A 23,443-nucleotide genomic window follows, 5' to 3' on the forward strand; every position below is an offset into this window, starting at 1 on the left:
GGTGGCATGGGCGGCATGGACTTCTGAGTCCCGCCACCGCGCAACACATTTGGAACCGGAAGCCGGTCCACCGCGAGGTGGGCCGGCTTCCGGCGTTCCGGCGTCAGATTCCGTCCAGCGTGACGACGGTGAACGGCGTCTTCGGTGTGCCGGGCGCCATCGGACCGCCCTTGTCGAACTGGGAGGAGACGATCAGGGTTCGGTCACCGGCGCGGGCCAGGGTGGTGGGGATGGCGAGATTCTCGTCGGTGCGCTGCTGCGCGAGCGTCGCCGTTGCGCCGTCGTCGGTGAGGGTCCAGCGGCTGATGGTGTTCGTCGTGTTGTGCGCGGCCCACAGGGTGTTGTCGCGCAGTTCCAGTCCGTCGCCCTGACGCAGATCGCCGCCGCGCAAGGCCACTTTGCGGATCGGGTTCTGGTCCGGAGTCAACGCGATGCGGTACAGGTCGCCACGGGGCATGTCGACCGTCAGCAGGTAGCGGCCCGCCGGGTCGGCGACGATGCCGTTGAGGCTGAAGCCGCCCGGTTCGATCGGCGGCAGCACGGAGTGCAGGTCGAACTGCGGGGTCAGTTCGGCGCGGCCGCCTTGTGCTCTGGCGGCGGCCAGTTGATCGGGCGTCACGCGATAGACGACAGCCCGTGTGCTGTCGGTCAGATACGCCGTGCCGTCGGGGGTGATGGCGAGATCGTTCACGAAGCGGGGGTCGCCACCGGGCACGGTGAGGTCCGCGAGCAGGAAACGGGTCGCGATGTCGTAGACCGCGACGCCGGTGGTCGAGTCGGTCACCCACAGCCGTCCGGCGGCATCGACTTTCAAGCCGTTGGCGGTCTTGTGGTTGTTGGCGCCTTCGGGCAGGAACACCTCGGCTCGGTGCGCGTTCGGCGTCGCGCGATAGACGGCGCCGGTGGTGTAGGAGCCGACGTAACTGTCTCCCGTCCGCGCGTCCACCGCGATGCCTTCGGGGTAGGCCCGGTCGCCCGGCAACTCGTAGGCGGTGTGAACTGCGGCGCTCGGCGCATCGCTCGTGCCGCAGGCGGCGAGCGTGAGACAGGCGGAGCCTGCGGCCAGGCTCGACAGCAGGCGGAGGGACAGGCGGTGGGGCATGGGGTTACCTCTTAGAGTCCGTGCATGAGAATGTGCCCGCATTGAGCAACTGGCACGAATTTAAGTTAGAACTCTAATATCAGTCAAGGGTCAAACAAGAGGACGTGCGGATACCATGCGGTTATGACGTCGATGCCCGCCGCCGAACGGATCGGCTCGTATGTGAAACGTGCCGAGCAGTCCCTCAACACGGCCAAGAACGCCGCGTTGAAGCCGGCGGGCGTCACCGTGCCCCAGTACGCCGCGCTGCTGTTCCTCGCCGAGAACCCCGGTATCTCGGCCGCGGCCCTGGCCCGGCTCTGCGGCGTCACCCCGCCGTCGATGAACACCGTGCTGAGCAATCTGCAGGACCGCGGGCTCATCGAGCGCACCCCGCACCCGTGGCACAAGAACGTCCTGGAGACCACGTTGACCGACAAGGGCGAGGCGGTGATGCGCGACGCGGACGCCCGCGCCGTGCGCGTCGAACGCGCCCTGGCCGAGGAATTCACCGACGCCGAGCGAGCCGCCTTGCAGGACTTGCTGACCCGCTGCGCCGACCGATTGGACTCGATCCGCCCCGGCCCTGCCGCTTAGCCGCCGGAAGCGGGGGCACCGTGTATCGAAGTGCCCCGCCGATCCTGCGACGGGTTCGTCACCGGGACGCGGTCGCGATCAGTGCCGCCATTTCGCCAGTCCGGATCGATGACTTCACTGATTCGCGCCCGTTCTCTCCCGTATCCGTTGCGATGACGAGGCGCAGCCCCGGATGCGCAGCGACGCCGCGTTTGTGAGCGCTGAAGGCGGTGCGCGCCCTCGTAATAGATTCCCGGATTCCGCCGTATGGGCCGGAGCGGGAGAGGCCGCCAGCGGCGGGACCCGATGCCGCGCCGCCGGCGGATGGGTCATGCCGGAGCCGGAGCCGAAGCCTTGGTGGCGGACGGAGCTTTCTGGAGCGCGAGAGCCAGGGCCGGCGTGGCGATGAGCGCCGAGGTCCACGGGAGCCACTGGCTGCCGGAGGAATCCAGCACGGTGCCGCCGATGATCGACCCGATTCCCGCGCCGAGGTAGATGGCCGATCCGTTCAGGCCGAGGGCGACCGTCGGCGCGTCATGGGCGATGCCGAACAGGCGATACTGCTGCGGAACCAGGACCGCAGAACCGAACAATCCGGTCAGGGCGAGCATCACGAACACCGCCCACGCGGCATGGATGGCCACGCCGAGCAGCGCAAGGCCGATCAGCGCGCCCGCCAGGCCCACGGTCAGCGTGCGCTGTGGGCCGTAGCGGTCGACCGCGCGCCCGGCCTGCGCGTTCCCGATCACCTGGCCGACGCCCATGGCCAGCAACAGCCAGGCGAGCATGCTCTGCGGCACCGATGCCGCGACCACGACGGGCAGGTAGACGGTGGTGGTGTAGACGGCGGTGATCTGGATCGTCGTCACGATCAGCACCCGCAGCACCGGCGGCCGGGTCAGCACGCCGATCCGGGCGCGCAGTCCCGTGCTCGGCAGCGTCACCCGCGGCAGCAGCAAGACCAGCAGCGCCGCGACGGCTCCGCCGACCGCGATGCCCCACAGCACGCCACGCCAGCCGATCCAGCGTTCGGCGAAGATGCCGATCGGCACGCCCGCGACGCTGGACAGCGTGATGCCCGCGGTCACGATCGACAGCGCCCGTCCCCGGTGGGCGTCATCGGCGACGACGCCCGCGACGGCGAACGCGTTGGCCTGGAAGGCCGCCGCCCCGATGGCCGCCACGACGCGCGCCGTGGCCATGACCGCGAAACTCTCCCCGGCGGCCTGCCCGATCATGCCGATCACGAAGAGCGCGGCGCCGCCGCCGAGCAGCACGCGGCGATCCCAGGAGCCGGTCGCCGCGGCGATCAGCGGTGCGGCGATGGCGTAGGTCCAGGCGAACATCGTGGTCAGCTGCCCGGCGGTGGACACGGTGACGTGCAGGTCGGCGGCGATCAGCGGAAGCAGCCCGCTGAGTACGAAGCCGTCGGTGCCGAGCACGAAAGTGCCCACGGCGAGCGGCAACAGCGATCGGTATAGATCATTCGATGGTTGTCGAAGCATCATAGGATGAGGGTGCGGTACTCTTCGATTGTTGTCAAACGATCGGAGAATGGAGATGCGCGCGCTGCCACAGCCGAGTACCGCCGACATCGATTTGGTCCGTGTGCTGAGCGCTCTCGCCGACCCGGTGCGGCTGGAACTGGTCCGCGCGCTCGCCGGCGAACGAGAACCGTTGAGCTGCAACGTCCGCGAGTTCGACGTGGAGATCACGGCGGCCACCGCCTCGCACCACTGGAAGGTCCTGCGGGACGCGGGCATCACGACGACCTTCGTCTCCGGCCGCAACCGACTGGTCCAGTTGCGGCGGGAGGATCTGAATCAACGCTTCCCCGGCCTGCTGGACGCGGTCATCAACGGCGCGCGGCGCTGAGCGGGTGCCCCGCCCGCGAGTCGGCCGTACGCTGAAGCCATGCCTGACCGCGGTCGGATCCGAGGCGTGCTCTACGACATCGACGGCGTCCTGGTGACCTCCTGGCGGGAGATCGCCGGCGCCGCCGCGGCGGTGCGCCGGATCCGGGAGAGCGGGCTGCGTAGGGCATTTCTGACCAACACCACCTCGCGAACCTGCGCCGAGATCGCGAAACGCCTGCGGGACACCGATATCGAGGTCGATCCCGCCGAGATCGTCACCGCCGCAAGGCTCACCGCGGAGTTCGTGCGCGAGCGATACCCCGGCGCCGCCGTCTGGGTGCTCAACCACGGCGACATCGAGGCCGACCTCGCCGGTCTCCGGCTCGACGAGCGACGTCCGGACGTGGTCGTGCTCGGCGGCGCGGGAGCGGAATTCACGCACGCGGCGCTGAGCCGGGTGGTGGAACTGATGCTGGACGGCGTGCCGGTCGTCGCCATGCACAGCGGTTCGACCTGGGCGACCGCGGACGGGTTGCGTATCGACACCGGTGCGTACCTGCCCGGTTTGGAGGCGGCGGGCAACGCCCGCATCGAGGTGGTCGGCAAGCCCGCGGCGCCTGGTTTCCGGACCGCGGCGGCGCTGATGCGGCTCGACCCGGCGCAGGTCGTGATGATCGGTGACGATCTGTACTCGGATGTGCTTGCGGCACAGGACGCCGGGCTGACCGGCGTCTTGGTGCGCACCGGAAAATTCCGGCCCGAAGTGCTCGCGTCGGCGGAACGCGCGCCCGATCACGTCATCGATTCCGTGGCCGATCTGCCGGAATTGCTGGCCGGTTCGGCGGGAGCGGGCGAATCCGCCGTAACCGACGAATCGGAATGAAACAAAAAATTCTACAGATTCCCTCTAAAATTGCCCGCAACCGCGCCGCTGCTAGGTATGGTCTGTTCCGGCAAATAGCCAGTGACAAGAAATCTCCTACGGCCAGATCGGAGTTGCCGAATGCTCGATCCGTGGATAGGCGTGCTTGCGCACAAGCTACTATGGTCGCCGGGTTTCGGCCCGGCGACCATTTGATGAGGTAGCAACTGCTCAGCCAACTTTCGGCTAACTCGAGGTCGGCCGAGGGTTGTAACGAAGGGCCCGATCCGTGACGATGAGTTCGGGCCCTTCTGTATTGTCTGGCCCAATGTCACAGGATGCGAATACGGGTCGAATGTATGCCGGGCAACCCGTGGAGGACCGGCAACGTCAGCGGCGTGCGCGTTTTCTGGAGTCAGGCCTGACGGTCTTCGCGCGGGACGGCTACGCCAACAGTTCGGTCGGCGCCATCTGCAAGGACGCCGGACTCTCCTCGCGGCAGTTCTACGAGGAGTTCACCGGTCGCGAGTCCCTGCTCCTAGAGCTGTACGAGCAGATCGACCGGGAGTCGCGGGACGCCGTGAAGAAGGCGTTGGACGCCAAGTCCGGTGCGAAATCGCTGGACGTCATCGACGCCGCCGTTCGCGCCTACGTCGAATCCATCGGTTCCGATCCGCGCAAGGCGCGCGTCGCCCTGGTGGAGGTGGTCGGCGCGGGCCCGAAGGTGGAGAAGTTCCGTCTCGCGGTGCGCCGGGAGTGGGGTTCGCTGCTGGCTGGCGCCGCCGAAGACGCCGCCCTGCACGGCGAGATACCCGCGGGCGACTACGAGATGCGGATGCTCGCCATCATCGGCGGCGTCAACTACGTGGTCGACTCCTGGAGCGGCGCGGACCCGCGCCCACCGCTCGACGACGTGATCCGGGTGCTCAGCAGGGTGATCATCGGCGCGGTCCGCGCGTAGCGTCGCCGGCTTGCGCGACCGGGCGCGACCAGCGCGGTAACGTGCCGGGGATGCAGACAGTTCCGATTCAGATGCCGGACGGCACCACGGTTCCGGTGCGCTTGATCCCCGCCGGGGGTCCGCACCGGCACGCGGTCACTCCGGACGCGCCACGACCGGTGCTGGTGATCGTGCCCGGACTCGGCGTTCCCGGGGGCTACTACGAACTGTTCGCCTCCGGCTTGGCCGCACGCGGGTTCGACGTGGCGATCGGCGAGCTGCGCGGCAACGGCGACAGCAGGCCGAAACCCAGCGCCGCCAGCACTTTCGGCTACCACGAGCTGGTCTCGGTGGATTTCCCGGCGATCTTCGAGGTGGTTCGCGAGCAGTTCCCGGACAGCACGCCGTACCTGCTCGGGCACAGCATGGGCGGACAGCTCGGCGTCATGTACGCCGCGCGCGTCCGCGGCAGGCTCGGCGGGCTGATCCTGGTCGCCTCGGGCACCCCGTATTACCGTGGTTACCGGGGACTTTCGGGTCCGGGCATGCTGGTGGGCACCGCGGCGATCTCGCTGACGGCGAACCTGGCCGGCTTCTGGCCCGGCGACCGGGTGTCCATGGGTTTCGGCCGCCAGTCCAAGGTGCTGATCTCCGACTGGGCCCGGCTGGCGCGCACCGGCCGGTTCGTCCCGGTCGGCGCGGACATCGACTACGAGGAGCGCATCGCGCGGCTGAAGCTCCCGGTGCTGTCCATCACGATGACCGGCGACGACCTCACCCCGCCCAGCTCGGCCGAACACCTGCTGGAGAAGCTGCCCAACGCGGAGGTGACGCGCTGGCGGCAGCCGGAGCCGCTGGGCCACAACGGCTGGATCCGGCAGTACACCAGCACCGTCGACCAGATCGAGAAGTGGTTGCGCGACCGCTGAGCGCCGCTCAGGCGCGTCGTTCGATCAGCATCTGGGTGAAGAACTCGTAGATCAGCGCCGCCTGGAAGGCCGATTGCTTGTTGTCGGCGGCGCCGCCGTGGCCGCCTTCGATGTTCTCGTGGTACCAGAACTCGTGCCCCTGTTCCTCCAGCAGCGCGGCCATCTTCCTGGCATGGCCGGGGTGCACGCGGTCGTCCCTGGTCGAGGTGGTGAGCAGGATCGGAGGGTAGGCGCGGTCGGCGCGCGCGTTCTGGTAGGGCGAGTACTTGCCGATGTACTCCCATTCCTCCGGCTTGTCGGGGTCGCCGTACTCCGCCATCCACGAAGCGCCGGCGAGCAGCAGGTGGTAGCGCTTCATGTCCAGCAGCGGCACCTGGCAGACGATCGCGCCGAACAGTTCCGGGTAGCGGGTCAGCATCACGCCCATCAGCAGTCCGCCGTTGCTCCCGCCCACCGCGCCGAGCTGGTCGGCGGTGGTGATGCCGCGCGCGACGAGGTCTTTCGCGATCGAGGAGAAGTCCTCGTACACCTTGTGCCGGTTGGCTTTCTGCACCGAGGTGTGCCACTGCGGCCCGTACTCGCCGCCGCCGCGGATGTTCGTCATCACCCAGGTGCCGCCGCGCTCCAGCCAGCCCATGCCCGAAGCGCCGCTGTAGGCGGGGGTCCGCGAGATCTCGAAACCGCCGTAGCCGGACATCACCGTCGGCCCGGGCACGCCCTTCCGGTCGCGATGGCGGATCACGAAATACGGCACCCGCGTGCCGTCGTCGGACGTGGCGAAGAACTGCTCGGTCTCCACCCCGTCGGCGTCGAAGAAGCCGGGTTCCTGCTTGAGTCGCTCGGTGCGCCCGCCGACCGAGCTGGTCAGCAGCGTCGCCGGGGTGGTGAAGCCGCTGGTGTTGAGCATGAACTCGTCACCGCTTTCCAGCGGGTCGAGATTCAGCACGCTGGTGGTGGCCATCGGCGGGGTGTCGGCCAGCGGCTCGCGGCGCCAGCCCTCCCGGGCGGGCGTCAGCACGTGGAGCTTGGTCTGCACGTCCTCCAGCGTGATCAGCAACAGGTGGTTCTCGGTCCAGCCGTAGCCGTGCAGCGAGGTGCGCGCGTCCGGGGTGAAGAGAACCTCGAACTCCCGTGCGCCGGAGAGGAACTTCTCGAAGTCGGTGGCCAGCAGCGCGCCGGCGGGGTAACTCGCGCCGCCGACCTCCCACGGCGACTTCAGGCGCACCAGCAGCCAGTCCTTGTACCAGGACTCGCTGGCGTCGCTGGGAATGTCCAGGTGCCGCAGGGCGCCGTCGTCCTCGAGCAGGTAGACCTCTTCGTTGAAGAAATCGGTGGCGCGGCCGACGTAGTGCCGTTCGTAGCCCGGCGTGCGGTCGTAGCCAGCCGAGACCGCGACATCGCCGCTCTCGCCCTCGAAAACAGTGGTCGCCTCCGCCAGCGGGGTACCGCGACGCCAGCGCTTCGCGATCCGCGGATACCCCGAATCGGTCATCGAGCCGGGGCCGAAGTCGGTGCCGACGTACACCGAGTCGATGTCGATCCAGCGGATCTCCGACTTCGCCTCGGGCAGGAAGAACCCGCCGTCGGCCGGATCGAGGAACACCCTGCGCTCCAGGTCGAACTCCCGGACCACCTTCGCGTCCGCACCGCCGCGCGACAGGCTGATCAGCGCGCGCGACTGTTCCGGGCGCAGCACCGTCGCCCCGCCCCACACCCAGTTCTCGTCCTCATCGGCGGCCACCGCGTCCAAGTCGATCAGCACGTCCCAGTCCGGCGCTTCCTCGGCGTACTCGGCGAAGGTGGTGCGCCGCCACAGACCGCGCGGGTGCTCGGCGTCCCGCCAGAAGTTGTAGAGCCAGGGCCCCCGGCGGGCGGGGTAGGCGATCTTGGTGTCGGTGTCGAGCATGTCGAGAATGCGGCGCTCCAGGTCACGGAAGCGATCGGAGTCGGCGAACCGGGCGTGCACGACCGTGTTGTGCGCGCGAGCCCAGTCCAGAGCGCGCTCACTGGTCACTTCTTCCAGCCAGAGGTAGGGATCGGTCACGTTCCGCTCAACACCGCTCATCCCCACATTGTGGCCGAGCCGTGCGGCGCGGGGTCACCAGGAGTGTGCTACGTCGATCACGACGCGCGATCCGCCGCCGGGTCCCCCGAGGGTGGAGACCTGGAACGGCAATCGCGCGCGCGTGCCCAAACCGAGGGTGGTCTGGCCTTCGAAGGAACCGGCCCAGGCCACCTGGCGGAAGGTGCGGTAGTCCCGCACGTCGGCGAGTTCGGCCCGGTTCGCGGGGGTGTAGGTGGGGTTGAACCCGTCGTCGTAGGCGGGGGCGTAGACGGCGATGCTCAGGAACGCCTCGCCGCGCAGCGGGACGGGTGCGCCGGAGCCGTCCATGACCACGCGCTCGACATAGCCGACGTGATAGCCGGTCACCGGCCCGACGATGTCGAGCACCAGGCGGTCGAAGCAGTCGTGCCGCCCGGCGCGGACCCCGGTCAGCGGCGCGAGCGTCCTGGCGCGACTCACCTTGGGTATCGAACCCCAGCCGGAGGCGCATCCAGGGGCGGCGGACGCGGGCGCGGGGGCGATGAACAGACCGGCAAGGGTCACAGCGGAAACGAACAGGAGAAGCAAGCGACGCATGGCCGCACCGCCTTCTGGCACAGGAGGGATTGATGTATTACCTGCATCGGTCCAGGTCGGTGCCTCGTTACCGGCGGTGAGGACGAAAAACGTTGGCTCTCGCGACAACTCGGACACGAGGCGGCTCGCCGTTCGCTGGGTCGCGCCGCGCATTCGCCGTGAACAGTAGGATCGCTGCTGGCGAGGCCTATCCGACCAGGAGGTTCGAGGTTGCCACCCTTTCTCTGGGAGCAGCACTGCTGCCTGCCGCTGTCGCCCGCCGCGCGCATCGGCGATCTCGCGCGCTACCCGGCCGGATCGTATCTGTCGGTGAACGTCGGCTACTCCCGGCAGTCGACCGCCGACTCGATCGCACTGCTGGAGCGATTCCGCCGAGATGCCCTGGCCGACGGCCGGTTCCGTCTGGTCGAGACCGTGGCGGACGTCGGCGCCGCCGACACGATCGCGCTGGCCTTCGATCTGGAGGACGCCGGGCCGCTCGGTGGCGATCTGGACAACGTCGCGCGGTTCTACGGCCTCGGCGTGCGGTCGCTGCTGCCCACCTACAACCACGCCAACGCCGCGGGCTGCGGCTGCCTGGACACCGAGGACACCGGGCTCACCGGTTACGGACGCGATCTGGTCCACGCGCTCAACGAAGCCGGCATGTTCGCCGACGGTTCGCACTGTTCCCGGCGCACCGGCCTGGAGCTGGCCGAGTTGAGCGTCGTCCCGATGATCTACAGCCACGCGAATTTCGCCGCGCTCTGGGACCACCCGCGCAACATCACCGACGACCAAGCGCGGGCCTGCGCCGCCACCGGCGGCGTCATCGGCGTCAACGGCGTCGGCATCTTCCTCGGCCGCAACGCGCCGCACGAGCGCGCCGAGCGCGTCGCGGCGATGGCCCGCCACATCGAGTACGGCGCCGAATTGGTCGGCATCGAGCACATCGGCATCGGCTCGGACTACTCCTTCGACGCCGACGACTTCAACGCCGAACTCCAGCAAAACCCCGACGCCTTCTCCGAGGCCTACACGCAGTGGGGTCCACTCCAATGGACCCCGCCCGAAGACCTCATCGGCCCCTCCGACGTCCCCACCCTCGAAGAGGCCCTCACCGACCGCGGCTTCACCCCCTCCGACCGAGCCGCGATCTTCGGCGGCAACTTCCGCCGCGTCGCCGCCCAGGTCTGGCGCACCGCCTGACCTTCCGCGAGTGGCACATCACCGCGGCGTCTACTCGCGTTTCGCCGCAGCCGTGCGCCGCTCGCGCACAGCGGCGGAGGTCCGGCTCGCGAGGAGTTCGCGGGTGGGTGTGGGCCACGCCTCACCTGGGTGGGGGATGGGTGGGTGAAGTTCCCGGTGCGGAGTTAGGCTCGGGGCGTGACTTCCCACTACGATGTCGTCGTTCTCGGTGCTGGTCCCGGCGGATACGTCGCCGCGATCCGCGCCGCTCAACTCGGCCTGCGAACAGCGATCGTCGAGCAGAAATACTGGGGTGGTGTGTGCCTCAACGTCGGCTGCATCCCGTCCAAGGCGCTGCTGCGCAACGCCGAGCTCGCCCACATCTTCACCAAGGAGGCGAAGACCTTCGGCATCTCCGGTGAGGTGAACTTCGACTTCGGAGTCGCCTTCGACCGCAGCCGCAAGGTCGCCGACGGCCGGGTCAAGGGCGTCCACTTCCTGATGAAGAAGAACAAGATCGACGAGTTCGACGGAAAGGGCACCTTCACCGGCCCGAACTCGCTCTCGGTCGAGCTCACCAAGGGCGGCGCCGAGTCGATCACCTTCGACAACGCGATCATCGCGGCGGGTACCGTCACCAAGCTACTGCCCGGCACCCAGCTCAGCGCCAACGTGGTCACCTACGAGGAGCAGATCCTCACCCGCGAGCTGCCCGGCTCGATCCTCATCGTCGGCGCGGGCGCGATCGGCATGGAGTTCGGCTACGTCCTGAAGAACTACGGCGTCGATGTGCGGATCGTGGAGTTCCTCGACCGCGCGCTGCCGAACGAGGACGCGGACGTCTCCAAGGAGATCACCAAGCAGTACAAGAAGCTCGGCATCACCATCACCACCGGTGCGGCCGTGCAGTCCATCGAAGACGACGGCGCCAAGGTCACCGTCTCGATCAAGGACAACAAGTCCGGCTCGATCGAGACCGTCACCGTGGACAAGGTGCTGCAGGCCGTCGGCTTCGCCCCGCGCGTCGACGGCTACGGCTTGGAGACCACCGGCGTGCAGGTCACCGATCGCGGCGCGATCGGGATCGACGACTACATGCGCACCAACGTGCCGCACATCTACGCGATCGGCGACGTCACCGGCAAGCTGCAGCTCGCGCACGTCGCGGAGGCGCAGGGCGTGGTCGCGGCCGAGACCATCGCGGGAGCGGAGACCGTTCCCCTCGGCGACTACCGCATGATGCCGCGCGCCACCTTCTGCCAGCCGCAGGTCGCCAGCTTCGGCCTGACCGAGCAGCAGGCCCGGGACGAGGGCTACGACGTGAAGGTCGCGACCTTCCCGTTCACCGCCAACGGCAAGGCGCACGGCCTCGGCGACCCGACCGGTTTCGTCAAGCTGATCGCCGACGCCAAGTACGGCGAGCTGATCGGCGGGCACCTCATCGGCCCCGACGTCTCCGAACTGCTGCCCGAGCTGACCCTCGCGCAGAAGTGGGACCTGACGGTCAACGAGCTGACCCGCAACGTGCACACGCACCCGACGCTCAGCGAGGCCCTCCAGGAAGCCTTCCACGGCCTGGCCGGCCACATGATCAACTTCTGATCCTTCGCGGAGAAGGGGCGTGCGGTCGGTGATCGCACGCCCTTTCGGCTGTAGGGCAAGGGTTTCCGCGCCGGTAGGGTCGTCGGCGATCGGCATCGGCGCGAGCGTTCTGCTATACAGCGTGCATGTTTCGCAGGTGGCTGATCGGAAGTGTGCCCGTGCTCGTCGTGGTGGTGCTGCTGGGGACGGGCACCTTCTACCTGATGAAGGCGCGCACCTTCCAGTTGGCCGGTCACGTGGTCAGCCGGGTGGACACCGACGCGCGGGTGGTCGCGCTGACCTTGGACGACGGCCCGTCCGATCGCGCGCCCGAGGTGCTGAAAGTGCTCGCCGACGCGCAGGTTCCGGCCACCTTCTACCTGAACGGACGTGATCTCGCCGAACACCCGGAGTACGGGCGAGCCATCGCCGCGGCGGGCCACGAGATCGGCAACCACACCTATTCACATCGCCGGATGGTCTTCGTCACGCCCGGCACGGTGCGCGACGAAGTGGAGCGCACGGACGCCGAGATCATGAAGACGGGTTACGCGGGCCCGATCACCTTCCGTCCGCCCTATGGCAAGAAGTTGTGGGTGCTGCCGCACTACCTCGCCGAGCACGACCGCGTCACGGTGACCTGGGACGTCGAGCCCGACTCCGGCCGGGCGGACGTCACCGCGGACGACATCGTCGCCGAGACGCTCGGCAAGGTGCGCCCCGGGTCGATCGTTCTGCTGCACGTCATGCACGGCAACGCCGAGCCTTCGATCGCCGCCATCCCGCGCATCGTCGCCGAATTGCGTGCGGCGGGATACCAATTCGTCACGGTGTCGGATTTGATGTCGCGCTGACCGACCGGCCCGACGGACGGTCGTGCGCGGTGCGCGGTGGGCTGAGCAACGGCGCGATTCCACGCAGCGAAAGTCGACCGCGGCGCCGGGCGACGGCCGGTGCGGCGAAGTCGGGGTCGGCTGCGAGCATCAGCCTGCACGCGGTGGACGCGATATGGCGTCCGAATCGCCGTACACGACGCGGGCTGGGGGATTGTGCCGGATGTCGACCAGCAGCGCGAGCATCGGCTGCATGGGCGCTGTGGTGCCGGTCGACGGTGCGGTGAAGACGCGGCCGCGCAGTATCTTGTCCGGGGCTCGAACGCGGCCTGCTCGGTAGGCGCGTGGTTGGTCAGTCGCTCCCGGACCGGCCGCCGGCGCGACAGGCTGCCGATGTGGCTTCGACTTCTGTTTCGTGCGCGGCAGATGGGCCGATTCCAGGGTGATCGCAGGCGCCGACGGACTCAGGAGCGGTGTTCGTGGCGGAATCCGCTCGGTCAACCGGCAGCTGGGAGCATGCCGTAGGCATGGGTCGGCGTGAACAGCACCAAAGCGCGGCGGTCGGTGACCATCGCGTTGCGGTACTCGTCCCAGTCGGGATGTTCGCCGGTGGCGGTGCGGTAGTAGTCGACGAGCGCGTCGACGGTGGGGTCGTCGGGCGCGGCGGCGACGGGGGTGAGTTCCACCGTGCCTTCGAGCACGGCATAGGCGAAGAAGTCTTCGCGGGTGACGTGCAGCGCCGCCCACGGGTCCCGGACGAGATTGTGATATTTCGCCCGGTCGGCGGTGATGGAGATGCGGATGCGGCCGTCGGCGCCGACGACGTGCAGGACGTTGGACAGTTGCGGGCGTCCGTTGCGGCGGATCGTGGTGAGCACGGACCTGCGGTGGTCGCGGGCGAAATCGACTGCGGCGGCGAGTTCCATGCCCGTGTAACCCGGGGCCGCGTCGCTCTCTTCCCGCGGGCCGGTCAGTCGCGGTGGTAGGCCGCCTGCGCCTCGCGCACCCTCGGCATGTTGGTCTCCAGCACCCGGATGAGCGCCTCCAGACGGTCGGCGACCTCTACGCCCAGGTCGGTGAGGGTGTATTCGACCCGGGGCGGAATGGTCTCCTGCACCTCCCGGTGCACCATTCCGTCGCGTTCCAGTGCTTGCAAGGTCTGCGACAACATGCGTTCGCTCACGCCGTCTACCCGCCGCCGCAAGGCGCTGAACCGGTACGGCCCCTCACGCAGCGCGACCAGCGCCAGGGTACCCCAGCGGCTGGCGACATTCTGTAGGACCGGTCGCGAGGTGCAGTTCCGGGCGAAGACGTCGGCTTCCAGCGTGGGATCGTCGGCGTCCGCCGAGGCAATGCGCTGGCTGGACATGCCTCGATAGTACCCACCTTGACCAAAGTGGTTCCAGAATGCATAGTGCTTACGAATAGTTAGTACTTGCGAACATGCCGAACTTTGGAGGTAGTCATGACCGTCGCGGTGACCGGAGCCAGCGGGCAGCTGGGCCGACTCGTTGTGGAGTCGCTGTTGAAGGTGGGATCGACACCGGTCGTGGCGATCGTGCGCGACCCGGCGAAGGTGGCCGACCTTGCCGAGCGCGGCGTCGACGTCCGGCAGGCCGACTACGGTGACGCGGACGCGCTGAACCGGGCGCTCGCCGGTGTCGATCGAGTGCTGCTGGTGTCCGGCAACGAGTTCGGCGCGCGAGTCGAGCAGCACGCCAACGTCATCCGCGCGGCGGAGCGAGCCGGGGTGGAATTGCTGGCCTACACCAGCATTCCCGCCGCGACCGGCAATCCGCTCATCCTCGCGCAGGAGCACGCGGGGACCGAAGCGGTGCTCGCCGAATCGACTGTGCCGCACACTCTCCTGCGCAACGGGTGGTACTGGGAGAACTACGTGGGCGGTCTGGCGCACGCGGTGGAGTCGGGTGTGCTGCACGGCGCGGCGGGTGAAGGCCGCGTGGCGGGCGCGGCGCGGGCCGACTACGCCGAAGCCGCCGCCAGAGTGCTCACCACCGACGGCCACGCGGGCCGGGTGTACGAACTGGGCGGCGACGAGCGGCTCACCTATGCCGAACTGGCCGAGGCGATCTCGGAGGCATCGGGCAAGCCGGTGCGCTACGAGAACCTTTCGCAGGCCGATTACGCGGCCGGATTGGTCGCGGCGGGACTGCCCGCCCAGATGGCCGAGGCGCTCGCCGACGCCGACGCCGGTATCGCGCAGGGCGTCCTCGACGTGCGCTCCGGCGACCTGGCGCGCCTGCTCGGCCGCCCGGCGACCCCGGCGGTCGACGTCTTCCGCGCGGCACTCGCCTGATCGGGCGTTCGCCGTCACCCCCCCGCGGTGATGGCGTCGACTCCGACGCGGCATCGCGAAGGCCGGGTGTGGTGGCTCCTCGCCGCTACACCCGGCCCGTGAATCCGCAGCGCCGAGCCGCTGCGATCACCCGCGACTCACACCCATTGCACCAGTTGGATGATGATCCCGTTCGGGTCGCTCATCTGGAAGTACCGCTCGCCCCACTCCTCGGTTTCGATGGGCGTCACGATCGGCACGCCCTCGGCTCGCAGCCGGCTGTACTCCGCGTCGATGTCGTCGACGACGAAGACGACGAGCAGGCCCTCGCCCGCGCTGCCCGCCGCGCTCTTCGGTTTGAAGCTCGCCAGCCCCGTGCGCAGGTAGATGACGTTCAGTCCGGCGTCGCCGCGGTCGAGCGAGACGAACCCGTCGGCCGACATCTTCTCCTCGAAGCCGAGGTGCTCGATGAGGAACCGCGCCGAGGCGGCCGGGTCGGGGACGTTGAGCGAGATGGCGGAAGCGGTGATGTTCATGGGCCCTCCTCGACAGCAAAACTCTGTACTATGTACATTGTACTTTGTAGAGCATTTAAGGGCGGGCCGCATCATGAGCTGGGTCACATCGATACGATCGGTGGTTCGAGGAGGTGGCGATGGGACAGCCCAAGGAGCGCAGCGGTGCGGGCGACCCGGTGCGCACGCTGGAATTGCTCTGGCGGGTGCGGTCCGAGCCGGGCACGGGCCGTGGGCCGAAACAGCGCAGCAGCGTCGAGGCGGTCGTCGCCGCCGCGATCGAGATCGCCGACGCGGAGGGGCTGGCAGCGGTCACGATGCGCGCGGTCGCCAACCGGCTCGGCCTGACCCCGATGGCCACCTACACGTATGTGCCGGGCAAGTCCGAGCTGATCGACCTGATGCTGGACGCGGTCTACGCGCGGATGGAGCGGGCCGACCTCACGGGTCTGCCATGGCGCGAGCGGGTGGCCCTGATCGCCGCCGAGAATCGCGCCATGCTGGCTCGTCATCCGTGGGTGGCGTATCTGCCGACCACCCGTCCGCCGCTGGGGCCCGGCCTCGCCGCCAAATACGACCACGAACTCGAAGCCTTCGCTGACCTCGGTCTCGACGACGTCGCGATGGACGCCGCCCTGACCTTCGTGCTCGGCTTCGTCACCTCCGTCGCCCGCATCGCCATCGACAGCGCGCGGGCGGCGGCCGACAGCGCCATGTCCGACGAGCAATGGTGGGAGCGCGCCGCGCCGGTTCTGGCGCAGGTCTTCGACGCGCGGCGATACCCGCTCGCCGCGCGCGTCGGCACGGCCGCTGGCCAGGCGCACGACGCCGCCTACAGCGCCGACCACGCCTACGAGTTCGGGCTGACGCTGGTGCTCGACGGACTCGCGCGCCGCATCGAGGGCCCGTCCGCCTAGAGGCGGTCGCGCTGGATCCGCAGGGCGGTGATGGTGGTGGCCAGCCCGTCGTACTGGTTGATCAGCAGCACGATCTCGATCAGGCTGCGCTCGTCGTAGTGCTTCGCCAGTTCGGCCCAGGTGTCGTCGTCGAGATCGCGGGTCTCGACCAACTGGTCCACGGCCGCCAGCAGCGCCCGGTGTTTGTCCGACCACCCCGGCGCATCAGGGCCGGTGCGCAGCCGCTCCAGGATTTCGCTCGTCACCCCCGCGCGGCGGCCGAGCCGGATGTGATGGTCCATTTCGTATTCGCAGCCGCGCAGATGCGCGACCCGGATGATGACCAGCTCGGACTCGTGCCGGGGCAGCCGCCCGCCGGGCATGAGCTTGCCCGAGTAGTGCAGCCAGCCGCGGAACAGACCCTTGGTACGCCCGAGCGTGCTGAACAAATGGGCGTCGTGCGTCCCCGCGGCGCGGGAGAGTACCTGCCAGACAACCCAATTGAGCGCACCGAGTTCCCGGAGCCGTCCGGGCGAGATGCGTGGTTGCAGCGCTGAAACCATGCCGGTTGCCACCTCCGCGTGGTCGTGCGGCCGGCGTCGGTGCCGACCGAGATGAGAGCCTACTTGGCAGTATCCCGTCCGGCGCGCCACCATTCTTTTGCTTTCCAGTGGTTTTCGGCGGGGTACCCCGTCATCATCAGTACCGGTGCGGGTCGCCGCGGCCGCAGCGCGTTTTCCGCGGCGTCAGGTGTGGACAACAGGTCGGCAGGGGAAAAGATGCTGGTGAGGATCAGGCCGGGAGCGGAGCTGTCCGGTGCTGAGCGGGAATTCGTCGCGTGCCTGCGGTCGTATCCGACGACGGGTCTGGCCGTGATCGATCTCGAGGCGGACAACCGGCGTGTCGACGCGGTGGTGTGGACCCCGCGCGGGCTGACCGTGCTGGAGGTGCACGGTTTCCAGCGCAGGCAGAGCGGCATCCTCAGCACCCCGGCCGAAGGACCGTGGAAGATCAGCGACGCGCCGGTGGAACTGGACGACCCGGAGAACGGAAGCCCCGCCGAACGGGTGGAACACGGCATCTACGCGGTCAAGCACATGCTTCAGCGGGCACTGCAAGATCCGGGGCACATCAGCGGCGCGGTCGTGCTCGTCCCGTTCCGCGGCGCGGTGGTGCGCCCGGCGCGCACGAACCTGCGTCCGGGGCTGGACGTGGTGGTCGGGAACGTCACCGACGCGACCGAACTGCGCATCTATCTGGAAGGGTTCTCCGCGGGACCGCGCGACTGGACCGCGGACCGGGTGATCGGCGCGTGCGGCGCGCTCGGTCTGGCGGAACTCGCCCCGTCCCGCGCGGAACTGCTCGAGGCGGGTTTCGAGGAGAACGCGCCGGAGCCGGTCACGACCATTCCCCGCACACCGGCGCCGCGAGTCGCGCCCACGCCGGGGCCCGCGACGAAGAGCCAGGCCTACGCGGGGTGGTCCGTCATCGTGATCGCCGTGGTGGGGGTGCTGTTCGTGCTCGGGGTGATCGCCACCGCGTTGGCGCACGACTCCGCGCAGCCGATCCCGGCGACCGGCACGACGAGTCCCACGCCGTCGCCGCCCGCCTACCGGCCCACCCAGTGCTTCCCGTTCCAGCAGAGCTGCTGACCGGTCAATCCCGCACGGCGCGGCCGAGTTTGGTCAGGCGCATGGCGTGCTGCGCGCGGGCCAGCACGTGCGTGCGCGAGGTGTCGATATGGGCGGTGAGCGTCGCCAGCGCCGCGTCCACCGCGCCGGAGACCAGCTGTTCGGCGATGGCGATGTGCTCGGCGGTCATCGTGGCGATGCGTTCCGGGGTCGGCATGTCCAGCGTGCGCACCGGACGCACCCGGATGTGCACGGCGGTGAGCGCGTCGGCGAGCGCTGCGTTGCCCGCGGCCGCGAGCAGGGTGGTGTGGAACCGTTCGTCGGCGGCCACCAGCGCGGGCCCGGGTTCGGGCGGGTGGTCGCGCAGTGCGCGCCAGGTGTCGAGTTCCGCCCGCACGAGTGCCAGATCGTGCGCGGGCTGCTCGCCGGGGACGGTCACCCGTTGCATGCCCCTGGCCTCCAGCACGAGCCGCAGCTCGTAGAGGTGATCGAGTTCGTCGAGCCGGGGCCGATACGGGTAGAGGCCGTCGGCGAGCCGCTCGACCAGGCCGTCGGCCTGCAATCGGGCCAGCGCCTCGCGCACCGGGGTGCGCGAGACTCCGTACGCCTCGGCGAGGCGTTCTTCGCCGAGCCGTTCGGTGGGCACGATGGCTCCGGTGGCCAGATCCCGGCGCAGCGAGTCGTACACCTGCTCGCGCAACGGAATCCGGCCCCTGTCGCGGGGCACGGCGGCGCTCAGATCGCCATCGCCGAGCGGACCTCGCGCTCGGCGCCGGCGCCACCCGCGCCCGTCGAGGTCACCCGGCCCGATCGCAGCACGTAGTAGCGCTGCGCCGCCTGCAACGCGAAGCCGATGTGCTGTTCGACCAGCAGCACGCTCAGCCCGCCGCGCCGGGTGAGATCGATGATGGTGCGTTCGATCTCGGCGACCACCGACGGCTGGATGCCCTCGGTCGGCTCATCCAGGATGAGCAGCTTGGGCTCGGTGATCAGCGCCCGCGCGATGGCGAGTTGCTGGCGCTGGCCACCCGACAGCAGGCCCGCCTTGCGGGTGAGCAGTTCGCGCAGCGCGGGAAACAGGTCGAGCGATTCATCGATCAGCGCTTTGCCGCGTTTGCGGCCGTCGGCGACCACTTGCAGATTCTCCGCGGTGGTCAGTTGCGGGAAACTCTGCTGGCCTTGCGGCACGTACGCGATTCCGCGGCGGACCCGGCGCGACGGCGACAGTTTGGTGATGGTCTGCCCGTCGAACTCGATCCGGCCCGACTTCGCGCCGATCAGCCCGACGGCGGTGCGCAGCAGCGTGGTCTTTCCCGCGCCGTTGTGGCCCATGACGGCGACCACGCTGTCGTCGGGGACGGTCACCGAGACACCGTGGATCACCTCGGTGCGGCCGTAGCCGGAGTGGATATCGGTGAGTTCAAGCATCGCTGGCCTCCTTCTGGGCGGATTCCGGACCCGGCGCGATCGACGCGTCCTCCAGTTCGGTCCCGACGGCAGCGGCGGTGCCGAGGTAGACCTCCTGGACCTTCGGGTCCGCCTGCACCTGTTCGACGGTTCCCTCGCTGAGCACGCGGCCCCCGGCGAGGACCGTGACGGAGGTGGCGAAGGCACGCATGAAATCCATGTCGTGCTCGACCACCACGACCACCCGGTCGCCGCCGATGCGGCGCAACAGGTTCCCGGTCTCCTCCCGCTCCTCGGCGCTCATCCCGGCCACCGGTTCGTCCAGCAGCAGCACCGACGCGTTCTGCACCAGCAGCATGCCGATTTCGAGCCATTGCTTCTGCCCGTGTGCGAGTACCCCGGCGGGTTTGTCGCGCAGGTCGGCCAGGCCGGTCGTCTCCAGCGCGTCCTCGATCGCGGGCAGCACGGATTTGCGGCGGCGCAGCATGGTGAGCGCCGAACGGCCCGCGCCCGCGGCGATGTCGAGGTTCTGCAGCACGGTCAACTGCTCGAACACGCTCGCGGTCTGGAACGTTCTTCCGACGCCGAGCCTTGCGATCCGGTGTACCTTCTGGCCGAGCAGTTCCACGCCGGTCTTCTGCGCCGACCCGGTCGCCGGGACCAAGCCGGTGATCGCGTCGATGAGCGTCGTCTTGCCGGCGCCGTTGGGTCCGATGAGGAAGCGCAGATCGCCTTGCAACACCGTCAGATCCACATCGGTGACCGCCTTGAAACCGTCGAAGCTCACCGAGAGGCCGCGGATCTCCAGGTACTCGCTGGACATTCCGGCGTTGCCGCCGAGCTTCGGTTCGTGGGTCGTCTCGGTCATCGCGATTCCACCTTCTCCGTCGCGGGTTCCGGCAGCGTCTCGGCCACCGGCGCGGGTGGGGTCGCGCGACGCCTGTTGTCCAGCAGGCCCTTCAGCATCGGCCACAGTCCGGCGAGTCCCGCCGGGACGAAACCGACCACCACGATGAACAGCACGCCTTGCAGATATGTCCACCCCGACGGGAACTCCTCCGACAGCGCTGTCTGCGCCCACGCCACGCCGATCGCGCCGAGCACCGGCCCGAGCAGGGTGGTCCGGCCGCCGATCGCGACACCGATGAGGAACGCGATGGACGGGACGACGCCGATATCGGCGGGGGAGATGATGCCGACGATCGGGGTGAACAGCGCCCCGGCGATGCCGGCGAAGAACGCGGCGACCACGTAGGCGACGATCTTGACGTTCGCCGGGTCGTAACCGAGGAAGCGCACCCGCTCCTCTTGATCGCGAACCGCCACGAGCAATTCCCCGTAGCGGCTGTGCATCAACTGCCGCACCAGCGCGACCACCAGCAGCAGCGCGGCCGCGGCGAAGAAGAACAGCATGCGCCGGTTGACCGGATCCGACAGCTTGAACCCGAAGAACGCGCGGAAATCCGACAGACCGGTGAACCCGCCGATGCTCTGCTGACCCGTGAGCAGGATGGCCAGCGCGGCGGCGAGCGCCTGGCTGAGGATGGCGAAGTAGGCGCCCTTCACCCGGCGCTTGAACACGCCGTAACCCAGCGCGGCGGCGATCAGTGCGGGCAGCACGAGGATGCCCAGCAGCGCCACCGGAGCCGACGCGAACGGCTTCCAGAACGACGGCAACTCGCGAATGCCCGCGATCTCCATGAATTCCGGCACGTCGTTGCCGAGCCTGGCGGCGTCGGCCATCTGCAGATGCATGGCCATGATGTAGGCGCCGACGCCGAAGAAGACGCCTTGGCCCAGAGTGAGCATTCCGCCTCGCCCCCAGGCCAATCCGATGCCGACCGCGACGATCGCGAAGCACAGGAACTTCGCCAGCAGGTTGAGCCGGAAGTCGCTGAGCACGGCGGGCGCGACCGCGAACAACAGGACGGCGGCGACGGCGAATCCGGCCGGCGCGCCGAACGAGGAGCGTACGCGCCACCGTGGTACCAGCGTGGTCATGCCAGGCTCCTTGTCCGGACGGTGAACAGGCCCTGCGGGCGGACCTGCAGGAAGATCACGATGACGACGAAGACGATGACCTTCGCGATGGACGCGGTGGTCGAGTACTCGATGTAGGAATTGAGCAGCCCGAGCGCGAACGCGGCGATCACCGTGCCCTTGATCTGGCCGAGCCCGCCGATGACCACCACGAGGAACGCGTCGATCAGATAGCTCTGGCCGATGGTGGGGCTGGTCGAGCCGATCAGCGTCAGCGCGACGCCGGCCACGCCCGCCAGCCCGGAGCCGATGAAGAACGTGCTGATGTCGGTGAAACGGCTCGAGACGCCAGAGGTTTCGGCCAGGCCGCGATTCTGCACCACCGCGCGGATGCGGCGGCCCAGCGGCGTCGCCTTGAGCACCGCCGCCAGCGCGGTCACCGCGACGACGGCCAGCACGAGGATGAAGATGCGCGTCTTCGGCACCACCGCACCGAGGATCGTGACGCCGCCGCTGAGCCACTCCGGCGCGATCACGTTCTTGGCCGGTGCGCCGAAGATGTCGCGGGCCAGCTGTTGCAGCACCAGCCCGACGCCGAAGGTGACCAGCAGGGTGTCCAGCGGCCGGTCGTACATCCAGCGGATCAGGCCCATCTCCAGCGCGGCGCCGAGCAGGCCGCCGACGAGGAAACCGATCAGCAGCGACACGACGAGCGAGACGCCTGCCGACGAAATAACCTTCTGCACAACGTAAGTGGTGTAACAGCCGGCCATGATGAACTCACCGTGCGCCATGTTGATCACGCCCATCTGACCGAAGGTCAGCGACAGACCGAGCGCGGCGAGCAAGAGAATGGATCCCAGACTCAGCCCGGTGAAGAGCTGTCCGATCACAACATCCATGGGGAAAGCTCCTGTGTTCATTGTCCGATGCTGTCCGCGGCCCCCCTCATTACGCTCCGTGTGACCGCCGGGGCGGGCGCTGGGAGCTGGGCCGCGGACAGCCGCGGACTACTTCAGGCCCTTGGCCCAGTCGTAGGACTTCAGATAGGGGTCCGGCGTCACGGCTTTGCCGGAATCCCACACGGTGTAGATCAGGCCGTCGGGGCGGATTTCGCCGATGCGGGCGGTCTTGGTGATGTGGTGGTTGGAGCCGTCGATGGTGACCAGGCCCTCGGGTGCGTCGAAGCTGACGCCGTCGGCGGCGGCCTGAATGTCCTCGACCTTGAACGACTTCGCCTTCTCGACGGTGTTCTTCCACAGGTAGACCGACGCGTAGGCGGCTTCCATCGGGTCGGAGGTCGGCTTGTCGGCGCCGAAGGCGGCCTTGTAGTCGGCGACGAACTTCCGGTTCACCGGGCTGTCGACGGTCTGGTAGTAGTTCCACGCGGTGAGCTGCCCGGCGATGTGCTGCGCGCCGATGCCCGCCACTTCCTCTTCGGCGATGGACACCGAGACCACCGGCATTTCCGCTGCTTTCAGGCCCGCGTTGCTGTACTCGCGGAAGAACGCGACGTTGGAGTCACCGTTCAGGGTGTTGAACACCGCGCCCGCCTTCGCGGCGCGGACCTTGTTGACGATGGTGGAGAAATCGGTGGAGCCGAGCGGGGTGTAGTCCTCGCCCTTGATCTCGATGCCGTTGGCGGCGGCGTACGCCTTGATCTCGCGATTGGCGGTCTGCGGGAAGACGTAGTCGCTGCCGACCAGGTAGAGGGAGGTGATGCCCTTCTGCTTCAGGTAGTCCAGCGCGGGGACGATCTGCTGGTTGGTGGTCGCGCCGGTGTAGAAGATGTTCTTGCTGTCCTCCAGGCCCTCGTACTGAACCGGGTAGTAGAGCAGTGAGTTCAGGCTCTCGAACTTCGGCTTCATCGCCTTGCGGCTCGACGAGGTCCAGCCGCCGAATACCGCGGCGACGCAGTCGGAGCTGATCAGCTTCTCGGCCTTCTCCGCGAAGGTCTTCGGGTCCGACGCGCCGTCCTCGAGCACCAGCTCGATCTTCTTGCCCAGCACGCCGCCCGCGGCGTTGATCTGGTCGACGGCGAGCTTGGTGGAGTTGGCGACGGTGACCTCGGAGATGGCCATCGTGCCGGACAGGGAGTGCAGAGAACCGACCTTGATCGTGTCCTTGGAGGTGTCGACGCAGGACGCGGCGCCGGAGCCGGTGGTGGAGGCGTCGTCCTTGGCGCCGCAGGCGGTCAGCAACAGGCCGGCGAGCGCGATCGCGGTGGGTACCGTCATCGCTCGCACCAAACG

25 protein-coding genes are annotated in these 23,443 nt (G+C 68.6%); 11 read left to right on the forward strand and 14 right to left on the reverse strand.

Annotation, left to right across the window (positions count from 1 at the left end):
- Positions 1-103 precede the first annotated feature (103 nt).
- Positions 104-1,102 (reverse strand): SMP-30/gluconolactonase/LRE family protein, encoded by a 999-nt coding sequence (locus U3653_RS31495; RefSeq protein WP_195080730.1) that lies wholly within the window; start codon positions 1,100-1,102, stop codon positions 104-106.
- Positions 1,103-1,225: 123 nt separating this feature from the next.
- Here U3653_RS31495 and U3653_RS31500 point away from each other — a divergent pair, with 123 nt between their 5' ends.
- A complete protein-coding gene (locus U3653_RS31500) occupies positions 1,226-1,678 on the forward strand; it encodes a MarR family winged helix-turn-helix transcriptional regulator (protein WP_323124534.1) in 453 nt (150 codons plus the stop codon).
- Positions 1,679-1,986: 308 nt separating this feature from the next.
- On the opposite strand, the gene U3653_RS31505 is transcribed toward U3653_RS31500, so the two are convergent.
- Positions 1,987-3,123: an MFS transporter gene (locus tag U3653_RS31505; protein WP_323124535.1), complete on the reverse strand. Its 1,137-nt coding sequence runs from the start codon at positions 3,121-3,123 to the stop codon at positions 1,987-1,989.
- An 88-nt stretch (positions 3,124-3,211) separates the two neighbouring features.
- Here U3653_RS31505 and U3653_RS31510 point away from each other — a divergent pair, with 88 nt between their 5' ends.
- From U3653_RS31510 to U3653_RS31525, 4 genes are all read left to right on the forward strand, one after another.
- Complete coding sequence (locus U3653_RS31510; protein ID WP_323124536.1) at positions 3,212-3,532, forward strand: ArsR/SmtB family transcription factor; 321 nt, start codon at positions 3,212-3,214, stop codon at positions 3,530-3,532.
- 39 nt (positions 3,533-3,571) lie between these two features.
- Positions 3,572-4,396 carry an HAD-IIA family hydrolase gene (locus tag U3653_RS31515; RefSeq protein WP_195080728.1) on the forward strand — a complete coding sequence of 275 codons (825 nt, stop codon included), beginning with the start codon at positions 3,572-3,574 and terminating at the stop codon, positions 4,394-4,396.
- A 307-nt stretch (positions 4,397-4,703) separates the two neighbouring features.
- Positions 4,704-5,336: a TetR/AcrR family transcriptional regulator gene (locus tag U3653_RS31520; RefSeq protein WP_324722494.1), complete on the forward strand. Its 633-nt coding sequence runs from the start codon at positions 4,704-4,706 to the stop codon at positions 5,334-5,336.
- A 50-nt stretch (positions 5,337-5,386) separates the two neighbouring features.
- Positions 5,387-6,244 carry an alpha/beta hydrolase family protein gene (locus U3653_RS31525; RefSeq protein WP_195080727.1) on the forward strand — a complete coding sequence of 286 codons (858 nt, stop codon included), beginning with the start codon at positions 5,387-5,389 and terminating at the stop codon, positions 6,242-6,244.
- A gap of 7 nt (positions 6,245-6,251) precedes the next feature.
- On the opposite strand, the gene U3653_RS31530 is transcribed toward U3653_RS31525, so the two are convergent.
- Together U3653_RS31530 and U3653_RS31535 are read right to left on the reverse strand one after the other, a co-directional pair.
- Positions 6,252-8,309 carry a prolyl oligopeptidase family serine peptidase gene (locus tag U3653_RS31530; protein WP_195080726.1) on the reverse strand — a complete coding sequence of 686 codons (2,058 nt, stop codon included), beginning with the start codon at positions 8,307-8,309 and terminating at the stop codon, positions 6,252-6,254.
- A 33-nt stretch (positions 8,310-8,342) separates the two neighbouring features.
- Positions 8,343-8,852: an AMIN-like domain-containing (lipo)protein gene (locus tag U3653_RS31535; RefSeq protein WP_323124537.1), complete on the reverse strand. Its 510-nt coding sequence runs from the start codon at positions 8,850-8,852 to the stop codon at positions 8,343-8,345.
- Between the two features lie 243 nt (positions 8,853-9,095).
- Between U3653_RS31535 and U3653_RS31540 the strand changes: the two genes are divergently transcribed.
- The 3 genes from U3653_RS31540 (at position 9,096) to U3653_RS31550 (ending at position 12,487) form a co-directional block, all read left to right on the forward strand.
- Entirely contained in the window at positions 9,096-10,073 is a 978-nt protein-coding gene (locus U3653_RS31540; protein ID WP_195080724.1) for a dipeptidase, read from the forward strand.
- Between the two features lie 177 nt (positions 10,074-10,250).
- A complete protein-coding gene (gene lpdA, locus U3653_RS31545; RefSeq protein ID WP_195080723.1) occupies positions 10,251-11,654 on the forward strand; it encodes a dihydrolipoyl dehydrogenase in 1,404 nt (467 codons plus the stop codon).
- Positions 11,655-11,779: 125 nt separating this feature from the next.
- Positions 11,780-12,487: a polysaccharide deacetylase family protein gene (locus U3653_RS31550; protein ID WP_195080722.1), complete on the forward strand. Its 708-nt coding sequence runs from the start codon at positions 11,780-11,782 to the stop codon at positions 12,485-12,487.
- Positions 12,488-12,963: 476 nt separating this feature from the next.
- Here the strand turns inward: U3653_RS31550 and U3653_RS31555 are convergent, their stop codons facing one another.
- Both U3653_RS31555 and U3653_RS31560 read right to left on the reverse strand, forming a co-directional pair.
- Positions 12,964-13,392 (reverse strand): PPOX class F420-dependent oxidoreductase, encoded by a 429-nt coding sequence (locus U3653_RS31555; protein ID WP_195080721.1) that lies wholly within the window; start codon positions 13,390-13,392, stop codon positions 12,964-12,966.
- A gap of 44 nt (positions 13,393-13,436) precedes the next feature.
- Positions 13,437-13,835: a winged helix-turn-helix transcriptional regulator gene (locus U3653_RS31560; RefSeq protein WP_195080720.1), complete on the reverse strand. Its 399-nt coding sequence runs from the start codon at positions 13,833-13,835 to the stop codon at positions 13,437-13,439.
- 96 nt (positions 13,836-13,931) lie between these two features.
- Here U3653_RS31560 and U3653_RS31565 point away from each other — a divergent pair, with 96 nt between their 5' ends.
- Positions 13,932-14,783, forward strand: a complete 852-nt coding sequence (locus tag U3653_RS31565) for an SDR family oxidoreductase (RefSeq protein WP_195080719.1) — start codon at positions 13,932-13,934, stop codon at positions 14,781-14,783.
- A 137-nt stretch (positions 14,784-14,920) separates the two neighbouring features.
- Here the strand turns inward: U3653_RS31565 and U3653_RS31570 are convergent, their stop codons facing one another.
- Complete coding sequence (locus tag U3653_RS31570) at positions 14,921-15,298, reverse strand: VOC family protein (protein ID WP_195080718.1); 378 nt, start codon at positions 15,296-15,298, stop codon at positions 14,921-14,923.
- 119 nt (positions 15,299-15,417) lie between these two features.
- On the opposite strand from U3653_RS31570, the gene U3653_RS31575 reads away from it, so the two are divergent.
- Positions 15,418-16,194, forward strand: coding sequence for a TetR/AcrR family transcriptional regulator C-terminal domain-containing protein (locus U3653_RS31575; RefSeq protein ID WP_195080717.1), 777 nt, complete (start codon positions 15,418-15,420; stop codon positions 16,192-16,194).
- Here the strand turns inward: U3653_RS31575 and U3653_RS31580 are convergent.
- Complete coding sequence (locus tag U3653_RS31580; RefSeq protein ID WP_397069609.1) at positions 16,191-16,736, reverse strand: carboxymuconolactone decarboxylase family protein; 546 nt, start codon at positions 16,734-16,736, stop codon at positions 16,191-16,193. The genes U3653_RS31575 and U3653_RS31580 overlap by 4 nt on opposite strands.
- A gap of 216 nt (positions 16,737-16,952) precedes the next feature.
- Here U3653_RS31580 and U3653_RS31585 point away from each other — a divergent pair, with 216 nt between their 5' ends.
- Positions 16,953-17,825 (forward strand): NERD domain-containing protein, encoded by an 873-nt coding sequence (locus tag U3653_RS31585; protein WP_195080716.1) that lies wholly within the window; start codon positions 16,953-16,955, stop codon positions 17,823-17,825.
- A 4-nt stretch (positions 17,826-17,829) separates the two neighbouring features.
- Here the strand turns inward: U3653_RS31585 and U3653_RS31590 are convergent, their stop codons facing one another.
- The 6 genes from U3653_RS31590 to urtA form a co-directional block, all read right to left on the reverse strand.
- Entirely contained in the window at positions 17,830-18,531 is a 702-nt protein-coding gene (locus tag U3653_RS31590; protein WP_195080715.1) for a GntR family transcriptional regulator, read from the reverse strand.
- An 8-nt stretch (positions 18,532-18,539) separates the two neighbouring features.
- Positions 18,540-19,232, reverse strand: a complete 693-nt coding sequence (urtE, locus tag U3653_RS31595) for an urea ABC transporter ATP-binding subunit UrtE (RefSeq protein WP_195080714.1) — start codon at positions 19,230-19,232, stop codon at positions 18,540-18,542.
- Positions 19,225-20,079, reverse strand: a complete 855-nt coding sequence (urtD, locus tag U3653_RS31600; RefSeq protein ID WP_195045863.1) for an urea ABC transporter ATP-binding protein UrtD — start codon at positions 20,077-20,079, stop codon at positions 19,225-19,227. Before urtD ends, urtE begins: the two co-directional genes overlap by 8 nt.
- Positions 20,076-21,212, reverse strand: coding sequence for an urea ABC transporter permease subunit UrtC (gene urtC / locus U3653_RS31605; RefSeq protein ID WP_195080713.1), 1,137 nt, complete (start codon positions 21,210-21,212; stop codon positions 20,076-20,078). Before urtC ends, urtD begins: the two co-directional genes overlap by 4 nt.
- On the reverse strand, positions 21,209-22,093 hold the full coding sequence (urtB, locus tag U3653_RS31610) for an urea ABC transporter permease subunit UrtB (protein WP_195080712.1): 885 nt from the start codon (positions 22,091-22,093) through the stop codon (positions 21,209-21,211). The genes urtC and urtB overlap by 4 nt, the downstream gene beginning before the upstream one ends.
- 108 nt (positions 22,094-22,201) lie before the next feature.
- Positions 22,202-23,428 carry an urea ABC transporter substrate-binding protein gene (gene urtA, locus U3653_RS31615; RefSeq protein WP_323124538.1) on the reverse strand — a complete coding sequence of 409 codons (1,227 nt, stop codon included), beginning with the start codon at positions 23,426-23,428 and terminating at the stop codon, positions 22,202-22,204.
- Positions 23,429-23,443 lie beyond the last annotated feature (15 nt).

The organism is Nocardia implantans (genome assembly GCF_035544775.1).
Lineage (GTDB): Bacteria > Actinomycetota > Actinomycetes > Mycobacteriales > Mycobacteriaceae > Nocardia > Nocardia implantans.

Excerpts from the sequence above, each read along its gene's own strand:
- U3653_RS31495 (WP_195080730.1), bottom strand. The coding sequence starts at position 1,102 with ATGCCCCACCGCCTGTCCCTCCGCCTGCTGTCGAGCCTGGCCGCAGGC.
- U3653_RS31500 (WP_323124534.1), top strand. The coding sequence starts at position 1,226 with ATGACGTCGATGCCCGCCGCCGAACGGATCGGCTCGTATGTGAAACGT.
- U3653_RS31510 (WP_323124536.1), top strand. The coding sequence starts at position 3,212 with ATGGAGATGCGCGCGCTGCCACAGCCGAGTACCGCCGACATCGATTTG.
- U3653_RS31515 (WP_195080728.1), top strand. The coding sequence starts at position 3,572 with ATGCCTGACCGCGGTCGGATCCGAGGCGTGCTCTACGACATCGACGGC.
- U3653_RS31520 (WP_324722494.1), top strand. The coding sequence starts at position 4,704 with ATGTCACAGGATGCGAATACGGGTCGAATGTATGCCGGGCAACCCGTG.
- U3653_RS31525 (WP_195080727.1), top strand. The coding sequence starts at position 5,387 with ATGCAGACAGTTCCGATTCAGATGCCGGACGGCACCACGGTTCCGGTG.
- U3653_RS31530 (WP_195080726.1), bottom strand. The coding sequence starts at position 8,309 with ATGAGCGGTGTTGAGCGGAACGTGACCGATCCCTACCTCTGGCTGGAA.
- U3653_RS31550 (WP_195080722.1), top strand. The coding sequence starts at position 11,780 with ATGTTTCGCAGGTGGCTGATCGGAAGTGTGCCCGTGCTCGTCGTGGTG.
- U3653_RS31555 (WP_195080721.1), bottom strand. The coding sequence starts at position 13,392 with ATGGAACTCGCCGCCGCAGTCGATTTCGCCCGCGACCACCGCAGGTCC.
- U3653_RS31560 (WP_195080720.1), bottom strand. The coding sequence starts at position 13,835 with ATGTCCAGCCAGCGCATTGCCTCGGCGGACGCCGACGATCCCACGCTG.
- U3653_RS31565 (WP_195080719.1), top strand. The coding sequence starts at position 13,932 with ATGACCGTCGCGGTGACCGGAGCCAGCGGGCAGCTGGGCCGACTCGTT.
- U3653_RS31570 (WP_195080718.1), bottom strand. The coding sequence starts at position 15,298 with ATGAACATCACCGCTTCCGCCATCTCGCTCAACGTCCCCGACCCGGCC.
- U3653_RS31575 (WP_195080717.1), top strand. The coding sequence starts at position 15,418 with ATGGGACAGCCCAAGGAGCGCAGCGGTGCGGGCGACCCGGTGCGCACG.
- U3653_RS31580 (WP_397069609.1), bottom strand. The coding sequence starts at position 16,736 with ATGGTTTCAGCGCTGCAACCACGCATCTCGCCCGGACGGCTCCGGGAA.
- U3653_RS31585 (WP_195080716.1), top strand. The coding sequence starts at position 16,953 with ATGCTGGTGAGGATCAGGCCGGGAGCGGAGCTGTCCGGTGCTGAGCGG.
- urtE (WP_195080714.1), bottom strand. The coding sequence starts at position 19,232 with ATGCTTGAACTCACCGATATCCACTCCGGCTACGGCCGCACCGAGGTG.
- urtD (WP_195045863.1), bottom strand. The coding sequence starts at position 20,079 with ATGACCGAGACGACCCACGAACCGAAGCTCGGCGGCAACGCCGGAATG.
- urtC (WP_195080713.1), bottom strand. The coding sequence starts at position 21,212 with ATGACCACGCTGGTACCACGGTGGCGCGTACGCTCCTCGTTCGGCGCG.
- urtB (WP_195080712.1), bottom strand. The coding sequence starts at position 22,093 with ATGGATGTTGTGATCGGACAGCTCTTCACCGGGCTGAGTCTGGGATCC.
- urtA (WP_323124538.1), bottom strand. The coding sequence starts at position 23,428 with ATGACGGTACCCACCGCGATCGCGCTCGCCGGCCTGTTGCTGACCGCC.